At 64.4% G+C, this 22,701-nt stretch carries 21 protein-coding genes; 16 read left to right on the top strand and 5 right to left on the bottom strand.

The annotated features are described in order from the left end of the window. Positions 1–102: 102 nt before the first annotated feature. A complete protein-coding gene (locus tag A5785_RS15870; RefSeq protein ID WP_082938018.1) occupies positions 103–1,842 on the bottom strand; it encodes an AMP-binding protein in 1,740 nt (579 codons plus the stop codon). A gap of 111 nt (positions 1,843–1,953) precedes the next feature. Here A5785_RS15870 and A5785_RS15865 point away from each other — a divergent pair, with 111 nt between their 5' ends. Together A5785_RS15865 and A5785_RS15860 are read left to right on the top strand one after the other, a co-directional pair. Continuing rightward, positions 1,954–2,757: a LuxR C-terminal-related transcriptional regulator gene (locus A5785_RS15865; protein ID WP_064867461.1), complete on the top strand. Its 804-nt coding sequence runs from the start codon at positions 1,954–1,956 to the stop codon at positions 2,755–2,757. Positions 2,758–2,759: 2 nt separating this feature from the next. Continuing rightward, a complete protein-coding gene (locus tag A5785_RS15860; protein ID WP_064867459.1) occupies positions 2,760–3,554 on the top strand; it encodes an IclR family transcriptional regulator in 795 nt (264 codons plus the stop codon). A gap of 262 nt (positions 3,555–3,816) precedes the next feature. On the opposite strand, the gene pcaC is transcribed toward A5785_RS15860, so the two are convergent. After that, positions 3,817–4,185: a 4-carboxymuconolactone decarboxylase gene (gene pcaC, locus A5785_RS15855; RefSeq protein ID WP_064867457.1), complete on the bottom strand. Its 369-nt coding sequence runs from the start codon at positions 4,183–4,185 to the stop codon at positions 3,817–3,819. A gap of 185 nt (positions 4,186–4,370) precedes the next feature. Here pcaC and A5785_RS23535 point away from each other — a divergent pair, with 185 nt between their 5' ends. From A5785_RS23535 to A5785_RS23775, 3 genes are all read left to right on the top strand, one after another. Further along, entirely contained in the window at positions 4,371–4,556 is a 186-nt protein-coding gene (locus A5785_RS23535) for a hypothetical protein (protein ID WP_197494551.1), read from the top strand. A 128-nt stretch (positions 4,557–4,684) separates the two neighbouring features. Beyond that, entirely contained in the window at positions 4,685–5,608 is a 924-nt protein-coding gene (locus A5785_RS15845; RefSeq protein ID WP_231894237.1) for an NAD(P)-dependent alcohol dehydrogenase, read from the top strand. Beyond that, positions 5,595–5,795, top strand: a complete 201-nt coding sequence (locus tag A5785_RS23775; protein ID WP_231894238.1) for a hypothetical protein — start codon at positions 5,595–5,597, stop codon at positions 5,793–5,795. The genes A5785_RS15845 and A5785_RS23775 overlap by 14 nt, the downstream gene beginning before the upstream one ends. Before the next feature lie 75 nt (positions 5,796–5,870). Here the strand turns inward: A5785_RS23775 and A5785_RS15840 are convergent, their stop codons facing one another. Further along, positions 5,871–6,140 (bottom strand): DUF7218 family protein, encoded by a 270-nt coding sequence (locus A5785_RS15840; protein WP_064867453.1) that lies wholly within the window; start codon positions 6,138–6,140, stop codon positions 5,871–5,873. Positions 6,141–6,327: 187 nt separating this feature from the next. Here A5785_RS15840 and A5785_RS15835 point away from each other — a divergent pair, with 187 nt between their 5' ends. Then, positions 6,328–6,846: a Rho termination factor N-terminal domain-containing protein gene (locus tag A5785_RS15835; protein ID WP_064867451.1), complete on the top strand. Its 519-nt coding sequence runs from the start codon at positions 6,328–6,330 to the stop codon at positions 6,844–6,846. A gap of 26 nt (positions 6,847–6,872) precedes the next feature. On the opposite strand, the gene A5785_RS15830 is transcribed toward A5785_RS15835, so the two are convergent. Then, entirely contained in the window at positions 6,873–7,787 is a 915-nt protein-coding gene (locus tag A5785_RS15830; RefSeq protein WP_064867449.1) for a beta-propeller fold lactonase family protein, read from the bottom strand. A 222-nt stretch (positions 7,788–8,009) separates the two neighbouring features. Here A5785_RS15830 and A5785_RS15825 point away from each other — a divergent pair, with 222 nt between their 5' ends. Further along, the gene (locus A5785_RS15825) at positions 8,010–9,065 is read left to right on the top strand and encodes a zinc-binding dehydrogenase (protein ID WP_064867447.1); all 1,056 of its coding nucleotides are present in this window, start codon (positions 8,010–8,012) and stop codon (positions 9,063–9,065) included. 10 nt (positions 9,066–9,075) lie between these two features. Further along, a complete protein-coding gene (locus A5785_RS15820; RefSeq protein ID WP_231894239.1) occupies positions 9,076–10,371 on the top strand; it encodes a helix-turn-helix transcriptional regulator in 1,296 nt (431 codons plus the stop codon). 215 nt (positions 10,372–10,586) lie between these two features. On the opposite strand, the gene A5785_RS15815 is transcribed toward A5785_RS15820, so the two are convergent. Further along, entirely contained in the window at positions 10,587–12,266 is a 1,680-nt protein-coding gene (locus A5785_RS15815; RefSeq protein WP_231894240.1) for a sigma-54-dependent Fis family transcriptional regulator, read from the bottom strand. Positions 12,267–12,552: 286 nt separating this feature from the next. Between A5785_RS15815 and A5785_RS15810 the strand changes: the two genes are divergently transcribed. The 8 genes from A5785_RS15810 (at position 12,553) to A5785_RS15775 (ending at position 22,656) form a co-directional block, all read left to right on the top strand. Continuing rightward, the gene (locus tag A5785_RS15810; protein WP_064867445.1) at positions 12,553–14,154 is read left to right on the top strand and encodes a flavin-containing monooxygenase; all 1,602 of its coding nucleotides are present in this window, start codon (positions 12,553–12,555) and stop codon (positions 14,152–14,154) included. A 46-nt stretch (positions 14,155–14,200) separates the two neighbouring features. After that, positions 14,201–15,406, top strand: coding sequence for a serine hydrolase domain-containing protein (locus tag A5785_RS15805; protein WP_049699091.1), 1,206 nt, complete (start codon positions 14,201–14,203; stop codon positions 15,404–15,406). 128 nt (positions 15,407–15,534) lie between these two features. Continuing rightward, the gene (locus A5785_RS15800) at positions 15,535–16,629 is read left to right on the top strand and encodes an S-(hydroxymethyl)mycothiol dehydrogenase (RefSeq protein ID WP_049699090.1); all 1,095 of its coding nucleotides are present in this window, start codon (positions 15,535–15,537) and stop codon (positions 16,627–16,629) included. Further along, the gene (locus A5785_RS15795) at positions 16,626–17,255 is read left to right on the top strand and encodes an MBL fold metallo-hydrolase (protein ID WP_049699089.1); all 630 of its coding nucleotides are present in this window, start codon (positions 16,626–16,628) and stop codon (positions 17,253–17,255) included. The genes A5785_RS15800 and A5785_RS15795 overlap by 4 nt, the downstream gene beginning before the upstream one ends. A gap of 205 nt (positions 17,256–17,460) precedes the next feature. Continuing rightward, positions 17,461–18,750: an MFS transporter gene (locus tag A5785_RS15790; RefSeq protein WP_331710811.1), complete on the top strand. Its 1,290-nt coding sequence runs from the start codon at positions 17,461–17,463 to the stop codon at positions 18,748–18,750. Positions 18,751–18,837: 87 nt separating this feature from the next. Beyond that, complete coding sequence (locus A5785_RS15785; RefSeq protein ID WP_049699087.1) at positions 18,838–19,296, top strand: DoxX family protein; 459 nt, start codon at positions 18,838–18,840, stop codon at positions 19,294–19,296. A gap of 55 nt (positions 19,297–19,351) precedes the next feature. Beyond that, complete coding sequence (locus A5785_RS15780) at positions 19,352–21,145, top strand: SulP family inorganic anion transporter (protein WP_049699086.1); 1,794 nt, start codon at positions 19,352–19,354, stop codon at positions 21,143–21,145. Next, positions 21,142–22,656 carry an ATP-dependent DNA ligase gene (locus A5785_RS15775; protein ID WP_064867463.1) on the top strand — a complete coding sequence of 505 codons (1,515 nt, stop codon included), beginning with the start codon at positions 21,142–21,144 and terminating at the stop codon, positions 22,654–22,656. The genes A5785_RS15780 and A5785_RS15775 overlap by 4 nt, the downstream gene beginning before the upstream one ends. The last annotated feature ends 45 nt before the right edge of the window (positions 22,657–22,701 follow it).

Genomic DNA, 22,701 nt, shown 5'->3' with positions numbered 1-22,701 from the left:
GTTCGTGTGGACGAAACCGGTCGAGGAGATTCTCAAGAAAGCTCAACCGAAAACCAACTAACGAAACGCGACACTAGGTGGCGCGAGCGGGGTGGCGGACTGTCAGCGCTGACGCAGGACGAACCGCTGGATCTTTCCGCTCGGCGTCTTCGGCAGCGCGTCGACGAAGTGCACCGTGCGCGGGTAGGCGTGCGCGGCGAAGCCGGTTTTGACCAGTTGCTGCAGCTCGGTCTCCAGAGCGTCGTCGCCGCTGACGCCGTCGGCAAGTACGACGAACGCCTCGAGTACCTCGCCGCGCAGGTCGTCGGGTCGGCCGACGACCGCGACGTCGATGACCGACGGGTGGGTGATCAGGACGCTCTCGACGTCGAACGGGCCGATGCGATACCCGGCCATGATGATGACGTCGTCGTCGCGGGAGCTGAAGAAGAAGTTGCCGTCGGCGTCGAGGTGTCCCGTGTCGCCGGTGAGATACCAACGGCCGTCCTCGGTGTAGCGCGATGCGGTCTTCTCCGGGGCGTCGAGGTATCCGGAGAACCAGTAGCCGGTGCTGGCGGGGACGTCAATCGCGATCTGACCCGTGACGTTGGGTTCGGTGACGGGCGCGCCGGCGTCGTCGACGATTCCTGCGGCGAATCCGGGCATCGGCTGTCCCATGGAGCCGGGGATGAGTGGTCGACGCAGGTCGTCGGCCCAGTGGTTATTGATGAACATGCCGTGCTCGGTCTGGCCGTAGTGGTCGCGGACCTCGGTGCCGAGAGCTGTTCTCGCCCAGGTGATCACGTCGGGCGTCAACGGCTCGCCCGCCGACGATGCTCGACGCAGCGAGAAGCCGTTGATCGCAGGGTTCTTGCTCAGCGAGCGGTACACTGTGGGCGCTGCGGCGAAGTTCGTCACGCCCAGTTCGGTGAGTACCGTGGCGGTCACCTCAGGGGTGAAACCCGCCTGCAGCAACACATTTGGTCGGCCGATTGCCATCGGCCCGAGGATTCCGTAGTACAGGCCGTACGCCCAGCCGGGATCGGCGGCGTTCCAGAAGACGTCGGTGTCGGAGACGTCGAGTCCGTAGCGCATGTAGCAGGAGAACGACGCCAGCGCGCGTAGCGGAACGGGCACGCCCTTCGGCGCGCCGGTAGTGCCGCTGGTGAACAGCAGGATCAGCGTGCCGTCGCCGCCGACCGCGACGGAGTGGTCGAGGGGATCGTTGTCGGCGATGAGAGCGTCGAACTGCTCGCCCGCGACGATGGTCGTGAGGCCGTCGATGTCGTCGAGCTTCGACGCCTGGCTCGGTTCGGTGATCACGATGGAGGCGCCGCCCGCCCGCAGTCGCATCTCGATCGCGGGGGTGGCGAAGGCGGTGAAGAGTGGAATGTAGACGGCCCCGAGTCGGGCGAGTGCCAGCAGCGAGACGACGAGCTCGGTGCGCTTGCCCATGAGCACCCCTACGCGGTCGCCGCGCTCGACACCCATACCGGCGAGCGCGGTGGCGAGGCGTCGGGACTCCGCTGCGAGCTGGCCGTAGGTGATCTCGACAAGCTCGATCAGCGGGGGTTGCTCGATCAGCGGGGCCTGCTCGATCAGCGGGGGCTGCTCGGCGTGCGTGGAGTGCGGGGGTTGCTTGGCCTGCGGGGGCTGCTCGGGCTGCGCAGAATCCCGCAGCGAAACGGTGGTGAACGCGACGGATTCGGGGTCGTGGCGGTCCACCAGCAGCGACGCAGCGTTGGCGTCGGGTGAGCCGAAAAGCTCCAGCCAGGCGTCGAGGTCGGCGGTGACAGCCGGGGTCAACTGTGCCTGAATCGACTCGCGTCGCGCGCGGTCGTCGGCCAAGGATGTCTGTGTCATATCCACACCTTTACTGCCAGAGTAAGCTGAATCACATTCGAGGAGTGATTCTCGAATGCGACGTCGCATGGGCAGAACCCCCCGAAGAGGGGTCAGGAGGTAGGTGGTGACATGGCTGAGTCGTTGACAGCGCCGGTCACCGATGCGTTGCGTCGTCTGCGTCGCGGCACGGGTGTGTCGTTGGCGTTCGGTGGTGTGGTGCACGGCTCGCGCGGTCTGCGTCTCCGACATTTCGTCGGCGACACCTACGGTGCGTTGAACGGCGTTGCCGTTGATGCCGGGCACGGACTCGGCGGCAAGGTCATCGCGCTCAATCGCCCGATGGTCGTCGACGACTATCTGCGTACCCCGCGGATCACCCATCGGTACAACGCGATCATCGCGGCCGAGGGCCTGCGTGCGATGGCGGCCGCCCCGGTCATCGTCGGACGCAGGCCTATCGCGGTGATCTACGGGGCATTGCGGACTGACGAGGCCATCGGCGATCGGACGCTAGACGCACTCGCCGTCGAGGCGCGTGAACTCGAACAGCAGATCGTCGCCTCGCGCGCGGCGGTCGCCGCCGACGCCGCTGTGGGCGATGGATTTCGAGATCGGATCACCGAGGCCTACGCGCAGCTCCGCACTCTGGCACGAGACGTCGACGACGACGCCGTTGCCGATCAGATCGCACGCATCTCCGACCTCCTGCTCGACGGTGAGTCGGACGAATCGACGACACTCACCCTGACCCGTCGCGAACAGGATGTGGTCACCCTCGCTGCACTCGGCTACACCAATGCGAGAATTGCCGAGGAGCTGAATATTGGGGTGCAGACTGCCAAGGGATACATGAAAGACGTCTTGCGCAAACTCGGCGCGTCGAGCCGGCTGGAAGCCGTTGTCATTGCTCGACGCTCAGGGCTACTTCCGTAGCTATGGCCGGAAACACGTCGGTTCCCGGAGCATCGGTCGCGGCGCGAACTCTCGCTCTACTCAGTGCATTCGACGCGTCACACCGTGCGCTGACGCTCAGCGAGATGGCACAGCGCGCCGATCTCGCGGTACCCACCGCACATCGGCTCGTCGGCGAGTTGGAACGGTGGGGTGCCCTTGTTCGACGGCCCGACGGGCGGTACGTGATCGGCAGGCGGGTGTGGGATCTCGGGCTGCTGGCGCCGATCCAGACCGGAGTGCGTGAGATCGCCGAACCGTACGTCTACGACCTGTACGCCGCGACAAAGGCGACGGTGCATATCGCGGTGCGCGAGGGAACGTCGGTGCTGTACGTCGATCGGATCTCCGGGAACGAGTCGGTGCCGGTCGTGAGCAAGGTGGGTAGTCGGCTACCGATGCCGCCGACCGGGGTCGGCAAGGTACTGCTTGCCTACGCGCCCAAGGAGATTCGCGATGAGGTCATGGCATCGTTGACGCGGGTTACGCCGCGGACGCTGATCAGCCCGCAGCTCTTGGAACAGCAGTTGCAGCGTGTGCGCGACGAGGGCTACGCGACGACGGCGGAGGAGATGACGGCGGGCGCGTGTTCGATCGCGGTACCGGTGTGGGGGCCCGACGGGGTGGTCGCGGCGCTGGGTGTGGTGGTCGGGACTCTTCGCGGAAATCGCCCGCGGCTTCTCGCGGCGCTGCAGGTCGCGGCGCGGGGCATCGGGCGGCAGCTCGGCGCTCCGGGGTCGGTTCCGCCCGGGCGCGCTGGGGTCGCGGACAGCGCGTAGGTGGTCTCGACAAGCTCGACCAGCGGGGGAGGGCTCGACCAGCGGTTGGGTGGTCTCGACAAGCTCGACCAGCGGGGGAGGGCTCGACCAGCGGTTGGGGCTCGACCAGCGGGGCAAGCTCGGCCGGCGGTGGGGTGGTCTCGACAAGCTCGACCAGCGGATGGGGCTCGACCAGCGGATGGGTGGTCTCGACAAGCTCGACCAGCGGATGGGGCTCGACCAGCGGATGGGGCTCGACCAGCGGGGCAAGCTCGACCAGCGGTTACGTTTCCTCCGCGAAGGTCTGCTGTGCGATGCGGAAGGCCGTATTGGCATCGGGCACACCGCAATAGATCGCGGACTGCATGATGACTTCCTTGATCTCGTCCAGGGTCAGTCCGTTGCGGCGGGCGGCGCGCAGGTGCATCGCGAGTTCTTCGTGGTGTCCGCGGGCGATGAGCGCGGTCAGCGTGATCATCGAGCGGCTGCGGCGGTCGAGGCCGGGGCGCGTCCAGATGGTGCCCCACGCGTACTCGGTGATAAACTCCTGGAACTCACGAGTCAGATCGGTTGCGGCGGCGGTCGCGCGGTCGACATGGGCGTCGCCGAGCACCTCGCGTCGTACTGTCATGCCGTCGTCGTAGCGGCTCATCGGGGCCTCTCTGCTAGTCGGGTTCGGGTCAGCTCTTGTGCTCTGCTCAGCGTCGCGTCGACGAGAAGTGGTGCGACGCCGACATTTTGACCACTCGATTCATGGCCTGCAAGCTCGGCCATCGATCGTTGTTCGGACAACACCGAAGTCCCGGCGGCCGACAGGTTGAACGCCATCGCGTCCGCATGAACGTTGAGATTGCGTACCAGTTCCGTGGTCTGCGATGCCGCTACTACGCTGCGCCGCAGCAGGATTCGCAGCGTCGACCATTCCGCGTGCCAGCCGCCGGGTGTGCGCTCGTCCACGGCGTCGGCCGACGCGAGTTGCAGCGTCGACGCCAGTGCGTCCGCGTGTTCGTGGTTTCGAGTTGACCGGCGAACCGGTGCGCGCCCTCAACAACGTCACCCGCGGATTCGCCTCCGTCCCCGTGCGGATCTCCTGACGCTGCTTATCAGCACACGTCCTTACCATCACCACCATCCGAGAAAGAGACCAGACAATGACCGAAACACGTGCGGCAGTTATCGAATCCACTGGTGCGCCGTTCACCATCGACACGATCACCCTCGACGAACCGCGCGCAGACGAGGTCGTGGTCCGCATCGTCGCGGCGGGCCTGTGCCATACGGACCTCGTGGTCCAGGGCGGCGCCATTCCGTTCAAGTTCCCCGGAGTTCTCGGCCACGAGGGAGCGGGCATCGTCGAACGTGTGGGCAGTGGCGTCACCAAGGTGAATCCGGGTGACAAGGTGCTGCTCAGCTTCACCAGTTGCGGGCGGTGCGTGAAGTGCCGGGCAGGGCATCCCGCGTACTGCCTCGAGTTCGTGCCACGCAACCTCATCTGCGGTACGCGGCCCGACGGCAGCGCACCGCTACACCGAGGCGACGAGGAGATCGGTGGCAGCTTCTTCGGGCAGTCGTCGTTCGCCGAGGTTGCTTTCGTGACCGAGCGCAGCGTCGTCAAGGTCGCCGACGACCTGTCCGATGAGGATCTGTCGGTCATCGCGCCGCTCGGCTGCGGTGTGCAGACCGGCATCGGCGCGATCTGGAACATCTTGAAGCCAGAACCCGGGTCGACCATCGCCGTGTTCGGGAATGGCGCCGTTGGCTTGTCGGCGATCTACGCGGCGTCGCAGACCCCCGACGCCACGATCGTCGCGATCGATCTGGTCGCCGAGCGTCTGGAGACGGCGCGGGAGTTCGGCGCCACCCACACCATCAACGCGTCGACACAGGATGTGGCAGAAGAACTCGGCGAACTCACCGGAGGACTCGGACTCGATTACGCCGTCGAGACCACAGGGGTGCCCGCGGTGCTCAAGACAGCGGTTCTGGCGCTCGGAGTCGACGGCACCTGCGGTGTCATCGGAGCACGTCGCTGGTGCAGAGGTCTCGCTCGGTGTCCAAGACATGCTGGTGGGTAAGAAGGTCATCGGCATCACCGAGGGCGACAGCGAACCCGAGACGCTCCTGCCGGTGCTCGTCGAGCTGTATCGGAGCGGATCATTCCCGCTGCGCTCGATCGTGGCGCACTACAAGCTCGATGAGATCAATTCCGCGACCGACGATATGCACCACGGCAAGACCATCAAACCGGTTATTCGACTTTGATCGTGAAGGGTTGGGCGGGTCTGCGGCTCGATGCCGCAGACCCGTCGTCGTTTCTCGTTAGGTGCCCGCGCCTCGTCAGTGCTCGCGCAGTTTGTCGATGAGGTCGTCTTTCTTCAGGTCCGAGTAATTGTGGAGCCCGAGTTCCTTTGCCCGCGAGCGCAGTTCGTCGACGGTCCAGTCGTCGTACGATCCGGACTCGCCGCCCTTCTCGCCGATCTTCGAACGGCCCTGCGCGGCAGCGGCATTGGCGATGCGGGCGGACTTCTCCTTGGAGTTGCCCTCGTCGCGAAGCTTCTCGTAGAGCTCGTCATCTTTGATGGACGGGCCGGGATCGCGCTCTGGCATGGCTGCCTCCTCGTCGGATTGAATCTCGGATTGGGGCGTTTTCCACGCTACGCGCCGAGCGGGTACGCGACGACGTGCTCACGATCGCGACACGACAAGGTCGGCGATAATCCGCCTCTAGCAGCGGTGGAGTGCCTACCCTCGGGTACGGGGGTCCTGCAATCTACGGCGACGAAGGGCACAAGGCATGGGCGAGAAGAAGGCGATCAAACGTCTGCAGAAGCAGATCGGCGAACTCCAACAGAGCCTCGACGATGTGCGGAAGTTGGCAGAGAAGCAACTCGGCAAAGCAGCGAGCGAAACCGACGCGCTGCGTCGAGAACTCTTGAAGCGCATCGGAGCGATCTCCGGTGATTCCGACGACAAGAAGGTCGAGTCGTCGGACGCGCCGCGGGCCGTCGTCGCACCGAAACCCACACCGAGCGCGTCGGCCTCGAAGCCGAAGCCCGCCGCGAGTGTGAAGCCCGCTGAGTCGAAGACAGCCGTGCCAAAGACTGCGGCATCAAAGACTGCGGCACCCAAGACGTCGACACCGAAAACTGCGGCACCCAAGGCCAAGCCGTCTGGGACCACGCAGGCGGCGAAGTCGACGGGAGCCAAGTCGCCGACGGTCAAGGAGTTGCGCGAGCAGGCTAAGGCCAAGGGCATCAAGGGTTACTCGTCGATGACCAAGGCGGAGTTGCTGAGCGCGGTCGGCGGAGCGTGACCTCCGCCCGTAACCCGTGGTGACGTTTACCGGACAGAGACGACCGACACGGTGTCGTCCTTGGTGTTGGTGATATAGACGAGGCTGCCCGCATGATTCACGGTCAGACCACCGGGAAACTGGCCCACGGGAACAGTCTCGATCACCTTGTTCGACGTCGTGTTGATCACCGATATCGTGCAGTCGGCCATGTTTGAGACGTAGAGCCTCGACCCGTCAGGACTTGTAACAGCGTCGACTGACCAACGTCCAGTGGGAATCGACTGGGTGATCGTGTTGGTTGCGGTATCGATTACCGACACAGCGCCCCCGGTGTAGTTCGCCGAAATCACGTACACGGTTTTTCCGTTCGGAGCGCACGCGATTGCCGCGGGTCCTTCGCCGTCGGGTGTCGTCCCGATCATGACAGTCGCTTTGACGACGTTGTCGATCGCGTCGATCACGCTGATCGTGCCGTCGTTGATATTCGCGACGTATGCCCGGGACCCGTCGGGTAGGAACGTAACTCGTTGCGGAGTCTCTCCGACGGCGATTGTGGTGCTAGTCGCGGTATTTGACGTCGTGTCGATCAGGGTGAGTGAGTTGTAGCCGACTATGACGTACGCGAACTTCCCGTCGGGGTCGACGCTCACACTTTGTGGCGAAGAGGTGAAGCCGATCCGTTTGGTGACGAGATTGGTTGTTGTGTCGATGACCGTGACAGTCTTGTCGCCAGTCACTGCGATGTACGCCGCGCCATTCGATCCGATCGACACACTCTGCGTGAAATGGCCGATCGGGATTGTGCCCAGCAGCGTATTGCGCGTGGTGTCGATCACCGAGATACTCCCCGCCGCGTCCGTGTGGCCGTTATTGACAACGTAGGCGCGCTTGCCGTCTCGGGTCAGCGAGATGTCGATCGGGTACTCGCCTACTGGGATGGATGCGATGACTTTGCTCACGGCGCCTCGGTTCTCGCGAGATTGATCTTCCTCATGTCGACGTTCTCATCGCGACGTCGCGACGGCGCGCGTATCGCACTACTCAATTGTGGGCCAAGATTGTTCGTCTCAACATGAGATCGCCCTCGCGAAGCCAACCATCATTCATGCGGTTCATCGCATACTGGGATGGGGAATCCGGGGGACACGCCGCACCGTCGTGCGGCCCAAAGGAGGCCAGGTATGAAAGCGCTCGTCTATCACGGTCCGGGAAGCAAGGCGTGGGAGGACGTTCCAGATCCTGTTCTGAAGGACCCGACCGATGCGATCGTCCGAGTCGAGACGACGACCATCTGCGGCACCGATCTACACATTCTCTCCGGCGACGTACCCGCGGTGACCGATGGGCGCGTGCTCGGGCACGAGGGGGTCGGCGTCGTCACCGAGGTGGGGCCGGAGTGCACCCGCGTCAAAGTTGGTGACCGCGTCATCATTTCGTGCGTCACCAAGTGCGGCTACTGCGAATACTGCAAGCAAGGGATGACGTCGCACTGCCAGACGGTCGGCGGAATCGGGTGGATCTTCGGGCATCTCATCGATGGCACGCAGGCCGAGTTCGTGCGTGTTCCGTTCGCCGACAACGGACTCATCCCGCTACCGGCGGGAGTCACGGCAGAGCAGGGCGTGATGCTCAGCGACATCCTCCCGACCGGTTTCGAGATCGGTGTGCTCTACGGGGCCGTCAAGGAAGGCGACGTGGTGGCCGTGATCGGTGCGGGGCCGGTGGGTCTCGCGGCGGTGATGACCGCTCGCTCGCGCGGGGCGTCGAAGGTCATCGCGGTGGACGGCAACAAGTTTCGTCTTGAGCGCTCACTGGACTTCGGTGCGACCGACACCATCGACATTCTCGCGGGAGGCAACGTCGTCGAACAGATCAAGGAACTCAGTCGCGGCGGGCTCGGTGTCGACGTCGCAATCGAAGCGGTCGGTCTCGGCCCCGCGTTCCGCACGTCGCTCGACTGTCTGCGCCCCGGCGGACATCTCGCGAACGTCGGTGTGCACGGGAAGCCCGTCGAATTTCCGATCGATCGGGATTGGATCAACAACCTGACGCTGACGACCGGCCTGGTCAACGCGACGACGGCTCCCGAACTGCTCACGGAGATCGAAGAGGGAAAGATCGCGCCCGAGAAGTTCGTGACGCATCACTTCACCTTCGACGAGTTCGATCGGGCCTACGACACCTTCTCCAACGCTGCCGACGAGCACGCACTGAAGGTGATCATCAGCAACGGGTGACAATGGTGAGGTGACGATCGAAGGACTGTCCGAACGCTCGGGCGACGTGACGACGACGCTGTCGGCAAGCCGGTGGCAGCAGTTCGCCGCCGTGGTGGACGGTCCGTTGCCGCAGATCGCCGAACGCTTCTCGAAGTTTTTGGCATCGGCGCATCCGCACGACGCGCTGATCATCTACACCCGCGAGTGCACCGGCCGCCCACGCAAGGTGGCCGGTGCCCCGGCGGTTGTCGAGCGTGCGACCATCGCCGAACTCGACGCGATCAAAGAGTCGGTTCAACGAGGTGACACGCTGCGCGGACAGGCGGTAGTCGGCGGAGCGCGTCGAAGAATTCTCGCGGTCCGCGATGCCACCGACACGTTGCTGGTGCTGGTACCCAAGTCGGCAAAGTCGCAGGCCACAAGCATCGATGAACTCCTGACCGCCTGGTTCGCGCTGGTGGCGACGTCGATCCGGCAGCAGGTAGCCCAGGCGAGTCCCGACTATCTGGCCGAGTCGCGGGCGGCGTCGACCGAACGGGCTCGGACGATCACCCAACTGACCGAAACACACGAGGACACGTTGTCGTCGGTTCTCGGGACGCTGCGTTCGCGAGACCTCGACGACGCCGTCGCGCGCACGGTCGCGGCGGAGACGGCGTCGGCCGCATTGATTGCGCTGCGGTCGGTCGGTGACACCGATCGCGCGCTTGCGACCGAACCGATCGGCGTTGCCTTTCGACGGCTCCGGGCTGAACTCGAACCGGTGCTGCGTGACCTCGACGCCGACGTCGAGTTTGTGGAGCCGGGGGTCGACGCGACGTTGTCGGGCGAGATCGCGCACGCCGCGAGAGCCATCGTGCGCGCGGTCGCCGTGGCCGTAGCCGCACAACCGGCCGTCGAACGGTTGCGGGTGGCGTGGGAAATCAGTGGTGACGATCTGGTCGTCGACGTGCGTGATCGGGGTCGCGGTGAACTCGACGGCGACGCGTTGTCGCGACAGCTCGCAGGACGGTTGCGTGCGGTTGATGGGACGCTGGACGTCGAGTCGCTTGCCGGGTGGGGGAGTAGGGTGTGCGCTCGAATTCCGTTGGAAGCGAATGTCTCTCGTCCCGAGAAGGATCTGCTCGCGTCGTTGAATCCGCGTGAACTCGAGGTGCTTGGGCATCTCGCGCTCGGTCGGCGGAACAAGGCCATCGCCGCGGAGCTCGGGGTGAGTGAGAGCACTATCAAGTTCCACGTCGCGGCGATTCTGCAGAAGCTGCAGGTGTCCAACCGCGGCGAAGCCGGCCTGCTCGCCGCGGGCGCGGGGATCACGGCGGGGTGATCTCGACAAGCTCGATCAGCGGGTGGGGCTCGATCAGCGGTATGGGGCTCGATCAGCGGTTGGAGCGCTCGATCGGTGGTGGGGCGCTCGATCGGCGGGTGGGGTGATCTCGACAAGCTCGATCAGCGGTTGGGGGCGCTCGATCAGCGGTTGGGCGCTCGATCAGCGGGTAGGGCTCGATCAGCGGTTGGGGCGCTCGGTCGGCGGTGGGGCGCTCACACCCCAGTGATGCCGTAGGTGTGGATCTTGCGGTAGATCGAGCTGCGCGACATGCCAAGCACTTGCGCGGCGCGGGCTCGGTTGCCGCCGCATTCTCCGAGCACACGGACGATAGCGTCGCGCTCGGTGATCTCCAGGGTGGTGAGCACCCGGTGGGCGGTGGTTCGGCAGAAGCCGGGGAGGTCCTCGGGTTGTATCTCTCCGACAGGACGTCGATGAAGCGCGGACTCGAGCGCTGTGTGTAGTTGTGTCAGGTTCTGCGGCCACGAGTAGGCCGAGATGACGCGCATGGCCTGCGGGCTGATCCGGGTATTACGTTGCGGTGCAATCGACTTCAAGATGCGATCGACGAGGAGTTGCAGGTCTGGCCCGCGAAGCCGCAGGGGCGGCAACGTGACCGAATGGTCGAATCGTGCGACCAGGCCGCCGTAGGTCGTGGCCGTCGTCGAAGGGCGCGACGACGAGGTCGCGGCGAGAATGTATCCGGCGGCCACGGCGTCGTCGATGACGGACCGCAACTCCTGTGGAACCTGTGCGGGGAGGCTGTCGATGTGTCGCAGGACCAGGAGGCCGCGACCATCAGCAGGAGTTGGCGGGGACGTGGTCTGCGTAGTCTGTCGGGGGTCCGCTGCGTCGATGACAACGATTGGGGCCGTGGGGCTCTCGATGCGGAATGCGTCCGTGAGGATCGAGAGGCGCCCGCTTCCCGGCTCGCCCAGGACGATCACGCTGGTGTTTCGCGTAAGCGAATGTGCGACCTCGTTGTACGCCGAGATCCAGCTGGGACTGCGCATGCCGCCCGCGGAGATCGTCGGCAATGATGCAATCCGGGAGTCGGTCTCGTCGGCCCCGCGATTGCCGAACCGATCCTCGTCGAGCACGGCCACCACTCCAACGACGTCACCCCGGCTTGTGATGTGTTTGGTCCGCATTCGGATCTGCCGCCCGCTGTCGAGCGTGACCGTGTGCAGGGCGTTGTCGTGTTTGGACATGAGGTACTCGGCGTACTGGCCGATGATCGCCTGCTCGTCGGGGTTCAGCAGCGACCGTGCGGCCTCGTTCGCCATCACGGTCTCACCCAGGGCGATCACAGCGCGACCCGGTCGCGCGGAGGCACGCAGATACGTCTCGAATACCGCGCGCGTGTCCTGGCTCCGGTCGAGGAGGAGGTTGCGGCTGATGTCGGTTGCTGCCGAGCGCACCAGAGCATCGACAAGGCTGTTCCAACTCTCCGCCAACATGCTCGCGTCGAGAACCCCGGCAACCCGCCCGGTCAGCGGATCGAGAATGGGCGCACCCGTGCAGGCGAACTGAACGAGCGACTGGTTGAAGTGTTCGGAGCCGACGACGCTGACCGGCGCACCCACCTCGAACACCGTGCCCACGCCGTTGGTCCCGATGGCGCTCTCCTCGAACGAGTACCCGCGGTCGAAGTCCACGCGGTCGAGGACTCGCCCGACCGCCGTCGAACAATCGCGGCGGTCGACGATCCTGGCCTGGGCGTCGGTGAGAGCGATGGTGACGGGAACGTCGGACATGTCGCCGGTGAGTCGCTCGAGTACCGGTCGGGCGCAGCGTGCCAGACGCGAGTCGAAGTCGATGTCGTCGTGGAAGGCGACCGTGTACTTGTCGGCATCGAGTCCGGCGGAAGCGCTCCTCGACCAGGACGCCGCCACGACGTCGCCGACGCCGGCGGCTCCTGCGGTCCGTACTCCAGAAAATCGGCGCGAGCAGCAGCGATACGGAGTTGCTCGTCCCGCCTGTCACGCACGTCGGCGACTCCTTCCTGCCCTGAGGTGCACCAGTGTGACGCACGGCACAGCCCATTATTCATTGGTCGACGTCTCTGCGGCCACCACCGACCGGACAGGTTTGCTGTCCCAATTTGGGACACCTCAGATTTGTGAGACAGCACAAACATTCTCCACTACGTGACCACAATCACATCAATGGAGGAGCACGATGTCAGACAAGACGCTCGACGCTGTGGTGATCGGAGCCGGCGTGGCCGGTCTCTACCAACTGCATCAGCTACGCGAACAGGGCCTCGACGTTCGGGCCTTCGACACCGCGTCCGGTGTCGGCGGGACGTGGTACTGGAACCGCTACCCCGGCGCGAAGTTCGATTCGGAGGCCTACATCTACCAGTACCTATTCGACGAGGACCTCTACAAAGGCTGGAGCTGGAGTAGCCGATTCCCCGGCCAGAGCGAGATCGAGGAGTGGCTCAACTATGTCGCGGATGCGCTCGACCTTCGGCGCGACATCTCGTTCGACACCACGATCACGAGCGCCGTATTCGACGAGGACACCAACCGCTGGACCGTGACCACCGACAGCGGCGAGACCATCGACACCCAATACCTCGTCACATGCTGCGGAATGCTCTCGGCGCCGATGGCCGACATCTTCCCGGGACAGAGCGACTTCGCCGGCGAGATCTTCCACACCGCGCGTTGGCCGCGTGACGGCGTCGACCTGTCGGGCAAGCGGGTCGGCGTCATCGGCAACGGAGCGACGGGCATCCAGGTCATCCAGACGATCGCCGATCAGGTCGGCCAACTGAAGGTGTTCATCAGGACGCCGCAGTACGCGCTGCCGATGAAGAACCCCAGCTACGGTCCCGACGATGTCGCTGCGTACAAGTCGCGCTTCGACGAGCTGAGGGAGAACCTGCCGAACACGTTCACGGGTTTCGAATACGACTTCACCGTCGCCTGGGCTGATCTCACGCCCGAGCAGCGTCGAGCACGTCTGGAAGCCGACTACGAGAACGGGTCGTTGAAACTCTGGTTGGCGTCCTTTGCCGAGATCTTCTCCGACGAGGAGGTCAGTGAGGAGGTCTCGGAGTTCGTGCGCGAGAAGATGCGCGCTCGACTGCAGGACCCGGAGCTGTGCGAGCTGCTGATCCCCTCCGACTACGGTTTCGGTACCCACCGCGTTCCGTTGGAGTCCGGTTATCTCGAGGTGTATCACCGCGACAACGTTCAGGCGGTGCCCGTCAAGAACAATCCGATCGCGAGGATTGTCCCCGAGGGAATCGTGCTCGAGGATGGATCACTCCACGAACTCGACGTGATCGTCATGGCGACCGGCTTCGATGCAGGCACAGGCGCACTGACGCGGATCGACATTCGTGGACGTGACGGACGTTCCCTCCGTGAGGACTGGGGCCGTGACATCCGCACGACCATGGGCCTGATGGTGCACGGCTATCCAAATCTGCTGACCACCGGCGCGCCGCTCGCGCCGTCGGCCGCCTTGTGCAACATGACGACCTGTCTGCAGCAGCAGACCGAATGGATCAGTGATGCGATCCGGCACATGCGTGCCAACGGCAAGTCGGTCATCGAGCCCACTGAAGAGGGGCAGGACGCGTGGGTGGCCCACCACGACGAACTGGCAGACGCCAACCTCATCTCCAAGACGAACTCCTGGTACGTCGGCTCGAACGTCCCGGGCAAGCCGCGCCGCGTTCTCTCGTACGTCGGCGGGGTCGGGGCTTACCGTGCCGCGACATTGGAGGCCGCAGCAGCAGGTTACAAGGGGTTCTCCCTGTCATGACGAAAAGTGTTGTTAATCAGAGAAATTCATCGAAAGGACAGATGAGATGACAAGTTCAGTCACTGGAGTCGACCGTGGTGTACTCAAGCGGTCGGACGACGCCATTCTGAAATCAGCAGTCGACGCAGACATGCCCGTGGCGGGCGTGGTGGCGATGGTGACGGATCGGAACGGCAACATCTACGAGGGTGCCGCAGGCAAGCGTCGAATCGACGGCGACGCCGCGATCACCACCAACGACGTCTTCGCTCTCTTCTCGACCACGAAGGCGATCACCGCGACCGCGGCATTGCAGCTCGTCGAAGAGGGCGCACTCGACCTCGACGCTCCCGCATCCGAGTACGCGCCCGAGATCGGCGAATTGCAGGTGATCGAGGGCTTCGGCGACGACGGTGCGCCACAGCTGCGCGCGCCGAGGTCGATTCCGACGACGCGCCAACTCCTCACACACACAGGAGGTTTCGGGTACGACTTCTTCGACGAGGTCTACTCCCGACTGGCCGACGAACAAGGTCAGCCCAGCGTCATCACCGCAACGAAAGCCGCACTCACGACGCCTCTGCTCTTCGATCCGGGCGAGCGGTGGCAATACGGCACCAACCTCGACTGGGTCGGGCAGGTCGTCGAGCGCCTTCGCGGTAAGCGACTCGGCGAGGTATTCGAGGAACGGATCTTCCCGCCCCTGGGTATCCAGAACATGAGTTTCGTTCTGCGAGAGGACTTCCGCTCGCGTCTTGCGGAGATGCATGCGCGCAATGCCGACGGCACGTTGACGCCGATGGACTTCGAGTTGCCGACGCCACCGGAGGTCGATTTCGGTGGGCACGGGCTCTATGGCACCGTCGGTGACTACATGAGGTTCATCCGGATGTGGCTCAACGACGGAGCCGGTGAACACGGCCGTGTGCTCAAGCAGGAGACCGTCGAGATGGCGGTTCAGAACCACCTCGGCGATCTACCGGTGACCATGCTGCCCGGCGTGATCCCGTCATTGTCCAACGACGCGGAATTCTTTCCGGGCCAATCGAAGTCGTGGTCGTTGCCGTTCATGATCAACAACGAAGAGGCACCCACAGGTCGACCTGCTGGGGCGCTGGGCTGGGCAGGCCTTGCGAACCTCTTCTACTGGATCGATCGAGAGAACGGCTACGGCGGCTTCTGGGCGACGCAGATACTGCCGTTCGGTGATCCGACGTCGTTCACGAAGTACATGGACTTCGAGACCGCGCTGTACCGGTCGCTGGACCACTAGGACCGTCGAACGTCATTCCTGTACTTTCGACCAGGTAGAACCATCCATTCGGATGGATGCATGTCTCGTGCCATGCCACAAGACTGTGTTGAGTACAAGGTTCTCACCATCGAGAGGTTGAAAGCGGAATGTCGCAGACGGTCAAGGGAGTCATCTCGCGTAGCAAGGGCGCGCCAACGGAACTCGTCGACGTGGTGGTGCCCGACCCCGGGCCCAACGACGTCGTCGTGGATATCCAGGCGTGCGGTGTCTGCCATACAGATCTCGCCTACAAAGAGGGCGGCATCAACGACGAGTATCCGTTCCTCCTCGGGCACGAGGCCGCGGGCGTCGTCGAGGCGATCGGTTCGGATGTCACTCACGTCGAGGTCGGCGATTTCGTCGTCCTGAACTGGCGTGCGGTGTGTGGTGAGTGTCGGGCGTGCAAGCGCGGGAAGCCCTGGTACTGCTTCGACACCCACAACGCGTCGAAGTCGATGACGCTCACCGACGGCACCGAACTGATGGCTGCGCTGGGTATCGGCGCGTTCATCGAGAAGACCCTCGTTCACGAGGGGCAGTGCACCAAGGTCAATCCCGAGACCGATCCCGCGGTCGCCGGCCTGCTCGGTTGCGGCGTGATGGCGGGCCTCGGCGCGGCGATGAACACCGGCAACGTCGGTCGCGGAGACTCCGTCGCCGTCATCGGTTGCGGTGGCGTCGGCGACGCCGCGATCGCCGGTGCCCGACTGGCCGGTGCCACCAAGATCATCGCGATCGACCGCGATCCGGCAAAACTGCAGTGGGCAACCGAACTCGGCGCAACTCACACCATCAATGGTGCAGAGGTCGACGACGTGGTGACCGCCGTCCAGGACCTGACCGACGGCAACGGGGTTGACGTCGTCGTTGACGCCGTCGGGCGACCGGAAACGTGGAAGGAAGCCTTCTACGCCCGCGACCTCGCCGGAACCGTTGTGCTCGTTGGTGTTCCGACACCCGAGATGAAGCTCGAGATGCCGCTCGTCGACTTCTTCTCGCGCGGCGGATCGCTCAAGTCGTCGTGGTACGGCGATTGCCTGCCCGAGCGCGACTTCCCGATGCTCATCGACCTCTATGAGCAGGGTCGACTCCCGCTCGACAAGTTCGTCACCGAGCGCGTCGGACTCGGCGACGTCGAGGCAGCGTTCGAGGCGATGAAGGGCGGCAAGGTGCTTCGCTCGGTGGTAGAGCTGAAGTCATGAGCAACGCGAGCATCGACAACGTCGTCACGTCCGGCACCTTCTCGCTCGACGGCGGGACGTGGGACGTCGACAACAACGTCTGGATCGTCGGCGACGACAGTGAGGTCGTCATCATCGACGCCGCGCACAGCGCAAAGCCGATCCTCGACGCTGTCGGCGACCGGACCGTCAAGGCGATCGTGCTGACCCACGGCCACAACGACCACATCACCGTGGCTCCGGAGTTGTCGAAGGAGACCGGCGCGCCCATCCTGCTGCACCCCGGCGACACCATGCTGTGGAAGGAAACGCACCCCGACGTGACGCCCGGCAACCTCGACGACGGGCAGGAAATCGACGTCGCGGGAACGTCGTTGAAGGTCATCAATACGCCGGGGCACTCGCCGGGCTCGTCGGTGATCTACGCGCCGGAGCTCGGTGTGTTGTTCAGTGGCGACACGCTGTTCCAGGGTGGACCGGGAGCGACAGGACGGTCGTTCTCGAGCTTCCCGAAGATCATCGAGTCCATCAAGGAAAAGATCTTCGTGCTCGACCCGGAGACCAAGGTCTACACGGGGCACGGAGACGGCACGACGGTCGGTGCCGAGGCGCCGCATCTCGAGGAGTGGATCAAGCGGGGTAGCTGAGCGCGCTCAGAGCCGTGTTTCCGAGTCGCCACGTGAGCTCGGAAACACGGCCTTCTGCCCCGAAAACCTACCCACCTGCGAAGATCCCGAGGGGCGGGCGCGTAACCTCTCCGCGGTGAGTGAAGCCACTGTCCCTTCAACGGGTTCTGCTCCTGTCGATCCCGCTCGACCCGCAGTTCCGCGTAGCCGCATCGTCATCGCATCGATGGTCGGCACGAGTATCGAATTCTTCGACTTCTACATCTATGCGACGGCAGCCGTCCTCGTGTTTCCGACTCTGTTCTTCCCGAAGGGCAACGACACCGCCGCGCTACTCTCGTCGTTCGCGACGTTCGGCCTCGCATTTGTCGCGCGGCCGATCGGTTCGGTGTTGTTCGGACACTTCGGAGATCGCGTCGGGCGCAAGGCGACCCTGGTCGGTTCGCTGCTCACGATGGGTATCGCCACCTTCGCGATCGGGTTGCTGCCGACCTTCTCCCAGATCGGTTATGCCGCACCGGCTCTGCTCGCGCTGTTGCGCTTCTGTCAGGGTCTCGGACTCGGGGGCGAATGGTCGGGGGCCGCGCTGTTGGCCACCGAGACCGCAGAGAAGGGTAAGCGCGCCTGGGCGGCGATGTGGCCGCAGCTCGGTGCGCCGATCGGCTTCTTCTTCGCCAACGGCATCTTCCTGCTGCTGATGCTGGGAATGGACTTCGACGCCAAGAGCGCTGCGACCAACCACGCATTCCTGACCTGGGGTTGGCGAATTCCGTTCCTGGCGAGCGCAATCATGGTGGTCATCGGGCTCTACGTGCGGTTGAAGCTCACCGAGACGCCCGTGTTCGCCAAGGCAGTCGAAGAGGGCAAGAAGGTGCGCGCGCCGTTGGCCGAGGTCGTCAAGACCAGTTGGCGCCCGCTGATCGCCGGCACGTTCATCATGCTGGCCACGTACACGCTCTTCTACATCGTGACCACGTGGACGACGTCGTACGGAACCGGCAAGGTGACCGACGCGTCGGGCGTCAAGCTCTCCATCAGTTACGTCGACTTCCTTGGGCTGCAGCTTATTTCGGTGCTGTTCTTCGCAGCGTGCGTCCCGCTTTCGGGATGGCTCGCCGACCGGTATGGCCGACGTGTGGTGCTTCTGGTCATCACCGGTGCGATCGTCATCTTCGGTCTGTGCTTCGGGTGGCTGCTCAACCCGTCGTCGGTGACCGACGGCGTGATGCTGGGCTTCCTCATCCTGGGTATGGCGCTGATGGGACTGACCTTCGGGCCGATGAGCGCGATCCTGCCGGAGTTGTTCCCGACGAACGTGCGCTACACGGGATCTGGGATCGCCTACAACGTCGCGTCGATCCTCGGCGCTGCCGTTGCGCCGTTCATCGCGACGTGGTTGGTTGCCGACTTCGGTGTGGCGTGGGTTGGGGTTTACCTCGCGGTGGCAGGAGTGCTGACGCTGCTGGCGTTGTGGTCGGTCCAGGAGACGCGGTCGGTGGACTTGTCGGAAGTCTGAGTGTCGGGGTCTGAGCGTCGAACGCGATTCCCTCGGAATCGGGTTTCTGGGGTTGCGATGCGGGAACCATACCTTCATAGTTAGGCAATGCTTACCTCACTTGAGAAGGTCGCGCCATGGGCGATCGGCCTGTTTCGTATCGTCGTCGGCTTCCTGTTCTTCTGTCATGGAGCGTCGACGCTGTTCGGATGGCCGGTCGCGCCGTACGGCGGCGAGACCGCAGCGTTCGGGGCGGGGCCGTCGTGGTGGGCTGCGGCGATTGAGCTGGTCGGCGGCATCCTAGTCATGCTCGGACTCGGCACTCGCGTTGCTGCGTTCATCGGTTCCGGCGCGATGGCCGTCGCCTATTTCTGGAAGCACCAGGGCGACGGTCTGCTGCCCATAGCGAACGAGGGCGACTCGGCCGCGCTGTACTGCTGGGCGCTGTTCCTGTTGGTCTTCATCGGCTCGGGGCGTCCCGCATTGGAGAACGTGCTCGTACGTAAGCGAGTGGAAGAGTCCGACGCCGCAGCATCGCAAGGCTCGGCAGTGCGCACCGCTGCCTGATCAACGCGGGTAACGTCAGCGGGGTGATCGAACCGCTGAGCTCGGGCGAACGGCAGTGAGCGGGACGCGGGCCGCCGGGGCGGAGCGTGCGTTCTCGACGTCGCTGAAACGCTTGCTGCCACCCGCGTTCCGCGGTTACCAGCGCGGGTGGTTGCGGGCGGATGTGCTCGCGGGCGTCACGCTCGCGGCCGTCGCCATTCCGGAATCGATGGGCTACAGCACAATTGCTCACGTTCCGGTGGTTGCGGGAATCTATACGATCATCCTTCCCACGATCGTGTTCGCCATTCTGGGTGCCTCACGGCTCATGGTGACCGGTGCCGACTCGGCAACGGCGGCGATCATCGGGTCGGGTATCGCGGGTATCGGAGTCGCTGGACTGCAACCGAACTCGCGGGAATGGTTGGGCTTCGCGTCGCTGATCGCTATCGTGGCAGGCCTGATGCTGGCAGTGGCCAGGGTCGCGCGACTGGGGTTTCTCGGCGACTTCCTGTCCACCGCTGTGCTCGTCGGTTTCCTTGCGGGTACCGGGATCAGTGTGCTGACCGGGCAGATTCCGGGAATGCTCGGAGTCTCCGGGAGCGATGGTCGGATTTGGGAGCGCTGGGAACACCTGGCGCGAGAACTCGGCTCCATCAAATGGACTGCGGTGGCGTTCGCCGCTGCGACGCTGCTGTTGCTGATCGTAGGTAAGCGGTGGGCGCCCCGAATTCCGATGCCGGTCATCGTGGTGGTGGCGTCGATCGTGTTGGTGTATGTGTTCAACTGGTCCGACGACGTCCCGGTGATCGGTGAATTGCACGGCGGCTTCCCCGAATTCGGGCTTCCCGACAACGTCACGTGGCGTGACATACCGAAAGCCGCGACGGTCGCGATCGGCTGCGCGGTGGTCATTCTCGCCCAAAGTGCTGCCACAGCACGAAGTTTCGCACAGCGTCACGGCGAGGATGCCGACGTCAATCGCGATATCGTCGGATTGTCGGCGGCCAACATCGTGGCGGGCTTCTCGTCGACCTTTGTGGTCAACGGCAGCCCAACCAAGACCGAACTGCTCGAATCCGAACACGGTCGGACCCAGCTCGCCAACATCACGATGGCGCTGATCGCGCTGATCGTCGTGGTCTTCTTCGACGGCGCGCTCGCCTACATGCCGCACGCCGTGTTGTCGGCGATCGTCGCCGTGGTGGCGGTGCGGCTGATCGACGTCGACCAGTTCCGTCGAATGTGGCGAGTGTCGAAGTACGAGTTCGCTATTGCCGTTCTGACCGCCGTGGTGGTGTTGGTCTTCGGTGTGCAGAACGGTGTGGTCGTTGCGATGGGTGTGTCGCTGCTGGCGATAGTGCGCAGGCAATACCGTCCCGAGCGGTTCGTGGTCGGCGTCTCCGACCACGGACGTCGTCGCCGATACGAGTCGGCGAAGCCTGGCGCCGAGTCGATGCCGGGACTCATCGTGTTCCGTTATGACGCAGATCTGTTCTATGCCAACGCCAGTCGATTCTCCGACGAGGTGGCTGCGCTGGTTCGGGCGGCACCACATCCGGTGCGTTGGCTGGTACTCGACTGCACAGTGATCGGCGACGTCGACTACACAGCGTCGGTCATGCTGAAGGACCTGATCACCTTCGTGCACAAGCGAAATGCTCACTTCGTCCTCGCGGGCGTCGACCCAGAACTCGGCGACACACTCTCCGATGAGGGAGTGCTCTCGGAGCTGAACTCCGACCACGTGTACCCGACGGTCGGCGCCGCGGTGCGTGCGTACGAGGCGGAGTATCCCGACGCGGTAGCAACCGCGCGGTCGGAGGGCTCGTCGGATGTATCGCCGGATGCATGGAAGCAGGAGTCGTGAAACTCGGGCAGGTCGTCGAAGCGTCGGCGCAGATGGCTGTGACCCGATCACGCAAGCTCAAGACCACCGCATTGGTGGATCTCCTTGGTGCTGCGTCGAAGGACGAACTGCCGATCGTGGTCACGTGGCTCTCCGGTGAAGTGCCGCAGGGCAAGTTGGGTGTCGGGTGGCGGTCGTTGGCGAGCCTCGACGTCGACGGCACCGAGGAGCCGAGACTTGATGTGGTCGATGTCGACGACGCGTTTGAGCAGCTCGCTGCGGCCAGGGGGACGGGGTCAGCGGCACTCAGAAGTAGCGTGTTGACAGAGCTTTTCACGAGTTCGACGCCGCCCGAACAGGACTTCCTGAAACGGTTGCTGACCGGCGAGTTGCGGCAGGGATCGTTGGCGGGGCTGATGGTCGACGCGGTGGCGCAAGCGACGGGTCAGCCCGTCGACTCGGTGCGACGCGCGCACATGCTGACCGGATCACTATCGGAGACAGCGGTATTGGCTGCACATGGCGGCGACGAGGCGCTGCGTGGAGTGCGGCTACAGGTCGGACGCGCGATCGCACCGATGCTTGCGACTCCCGCCGACGACCTGCCGAGCGCGCTTGCCGACCTCGGCCCCGACGTCGTTGTCGACTTCAAACTCGACGGTGCACGAATTCAGGTGCACCGTAACGGCGGTGACGTGCGGGTGTTCACCCGCACGTTGCGGGACGTGACCGATAGGGTGCCCGATCTTGTCGAGGTTGTGCTCGGGTTGCCCTGTGAGACAGTCATTCTCGACGGTGAAACGTTGATGCTCAGCGACGACGGCCGGCCGCGACCGTTCCAGGAGACCATGAGCCGGTTCGGGTCTGCCGCAGACGAGGCGAACCCTCGACTGCTGCAACCGTTCTTCTTCGACTGCCTCCATCTCGACGGCCGTGATCTGATCGACCTGCCGCTGTCGGAACGACTCGCGGCACTGGATTCGGTGGCACCGGGTCTCCGCATTCCGTCTGTGGTCGACCCCGATGTCGAAGCGGCACAGGCACAATTCGCCGCGGCCATAGCGGAAGGCCACGAAGGGGTCATGGTCAAGTCGCGCAGCGGTGCGTACGCGGCTGGCCGTCGTGGCCGGACGTGGCAGAAGGTCAAACCGGTGCACACTCTTGATCTAGTAGTACTCGCCGCCGAGTGGGGATCGGGGCGTCGACGCGGCTGGCTATCAAATCTGCACCTGGGCGCACGCGACCCCGACGGCGGGCCGCCGGTGATGGTCGGCAAGACGTTCAAGGGCCTGACCGACGAGATATTGCGTTGGCAGACAGAGGAGTTCCCCAAGTACGAGCAGTCGCGTACGGAGTGGGCGGTGTTCCTGCGGCCGGAGATAGTCGTGGAGATCGAACTCGACGGTGTGCAGCGCAGTTCAAGGTATCCGGGCGGAGTTGCCCTGCGGTTCGCCCGGGTGCTGCGGTATCGGCCCGACAAGACCGCCGCCGCCGCCGACACCATCGACGCCGTCCGCGCGCTGCTGCCGTAGGGGGCGCTGGTCGAGCCGGCCACCGTTGGTCGAGCCGCACCTCGC

Origin of the sequence: Gordonia sp. 852002-50395_SCH5434458 (assembly GCF_001665905.1) — a bacterium.
Lineage (GTDB): Bacteria > Actinomycetota > Actinomycetes > Mycobacteriales > Mycobacteriaceae > Gordonia > Gordonia jacobaea.
Note: the sequence above shows the minus strand (reverse complement) of the source record. Positions and strands in the feature narration are given on the sequence as shown.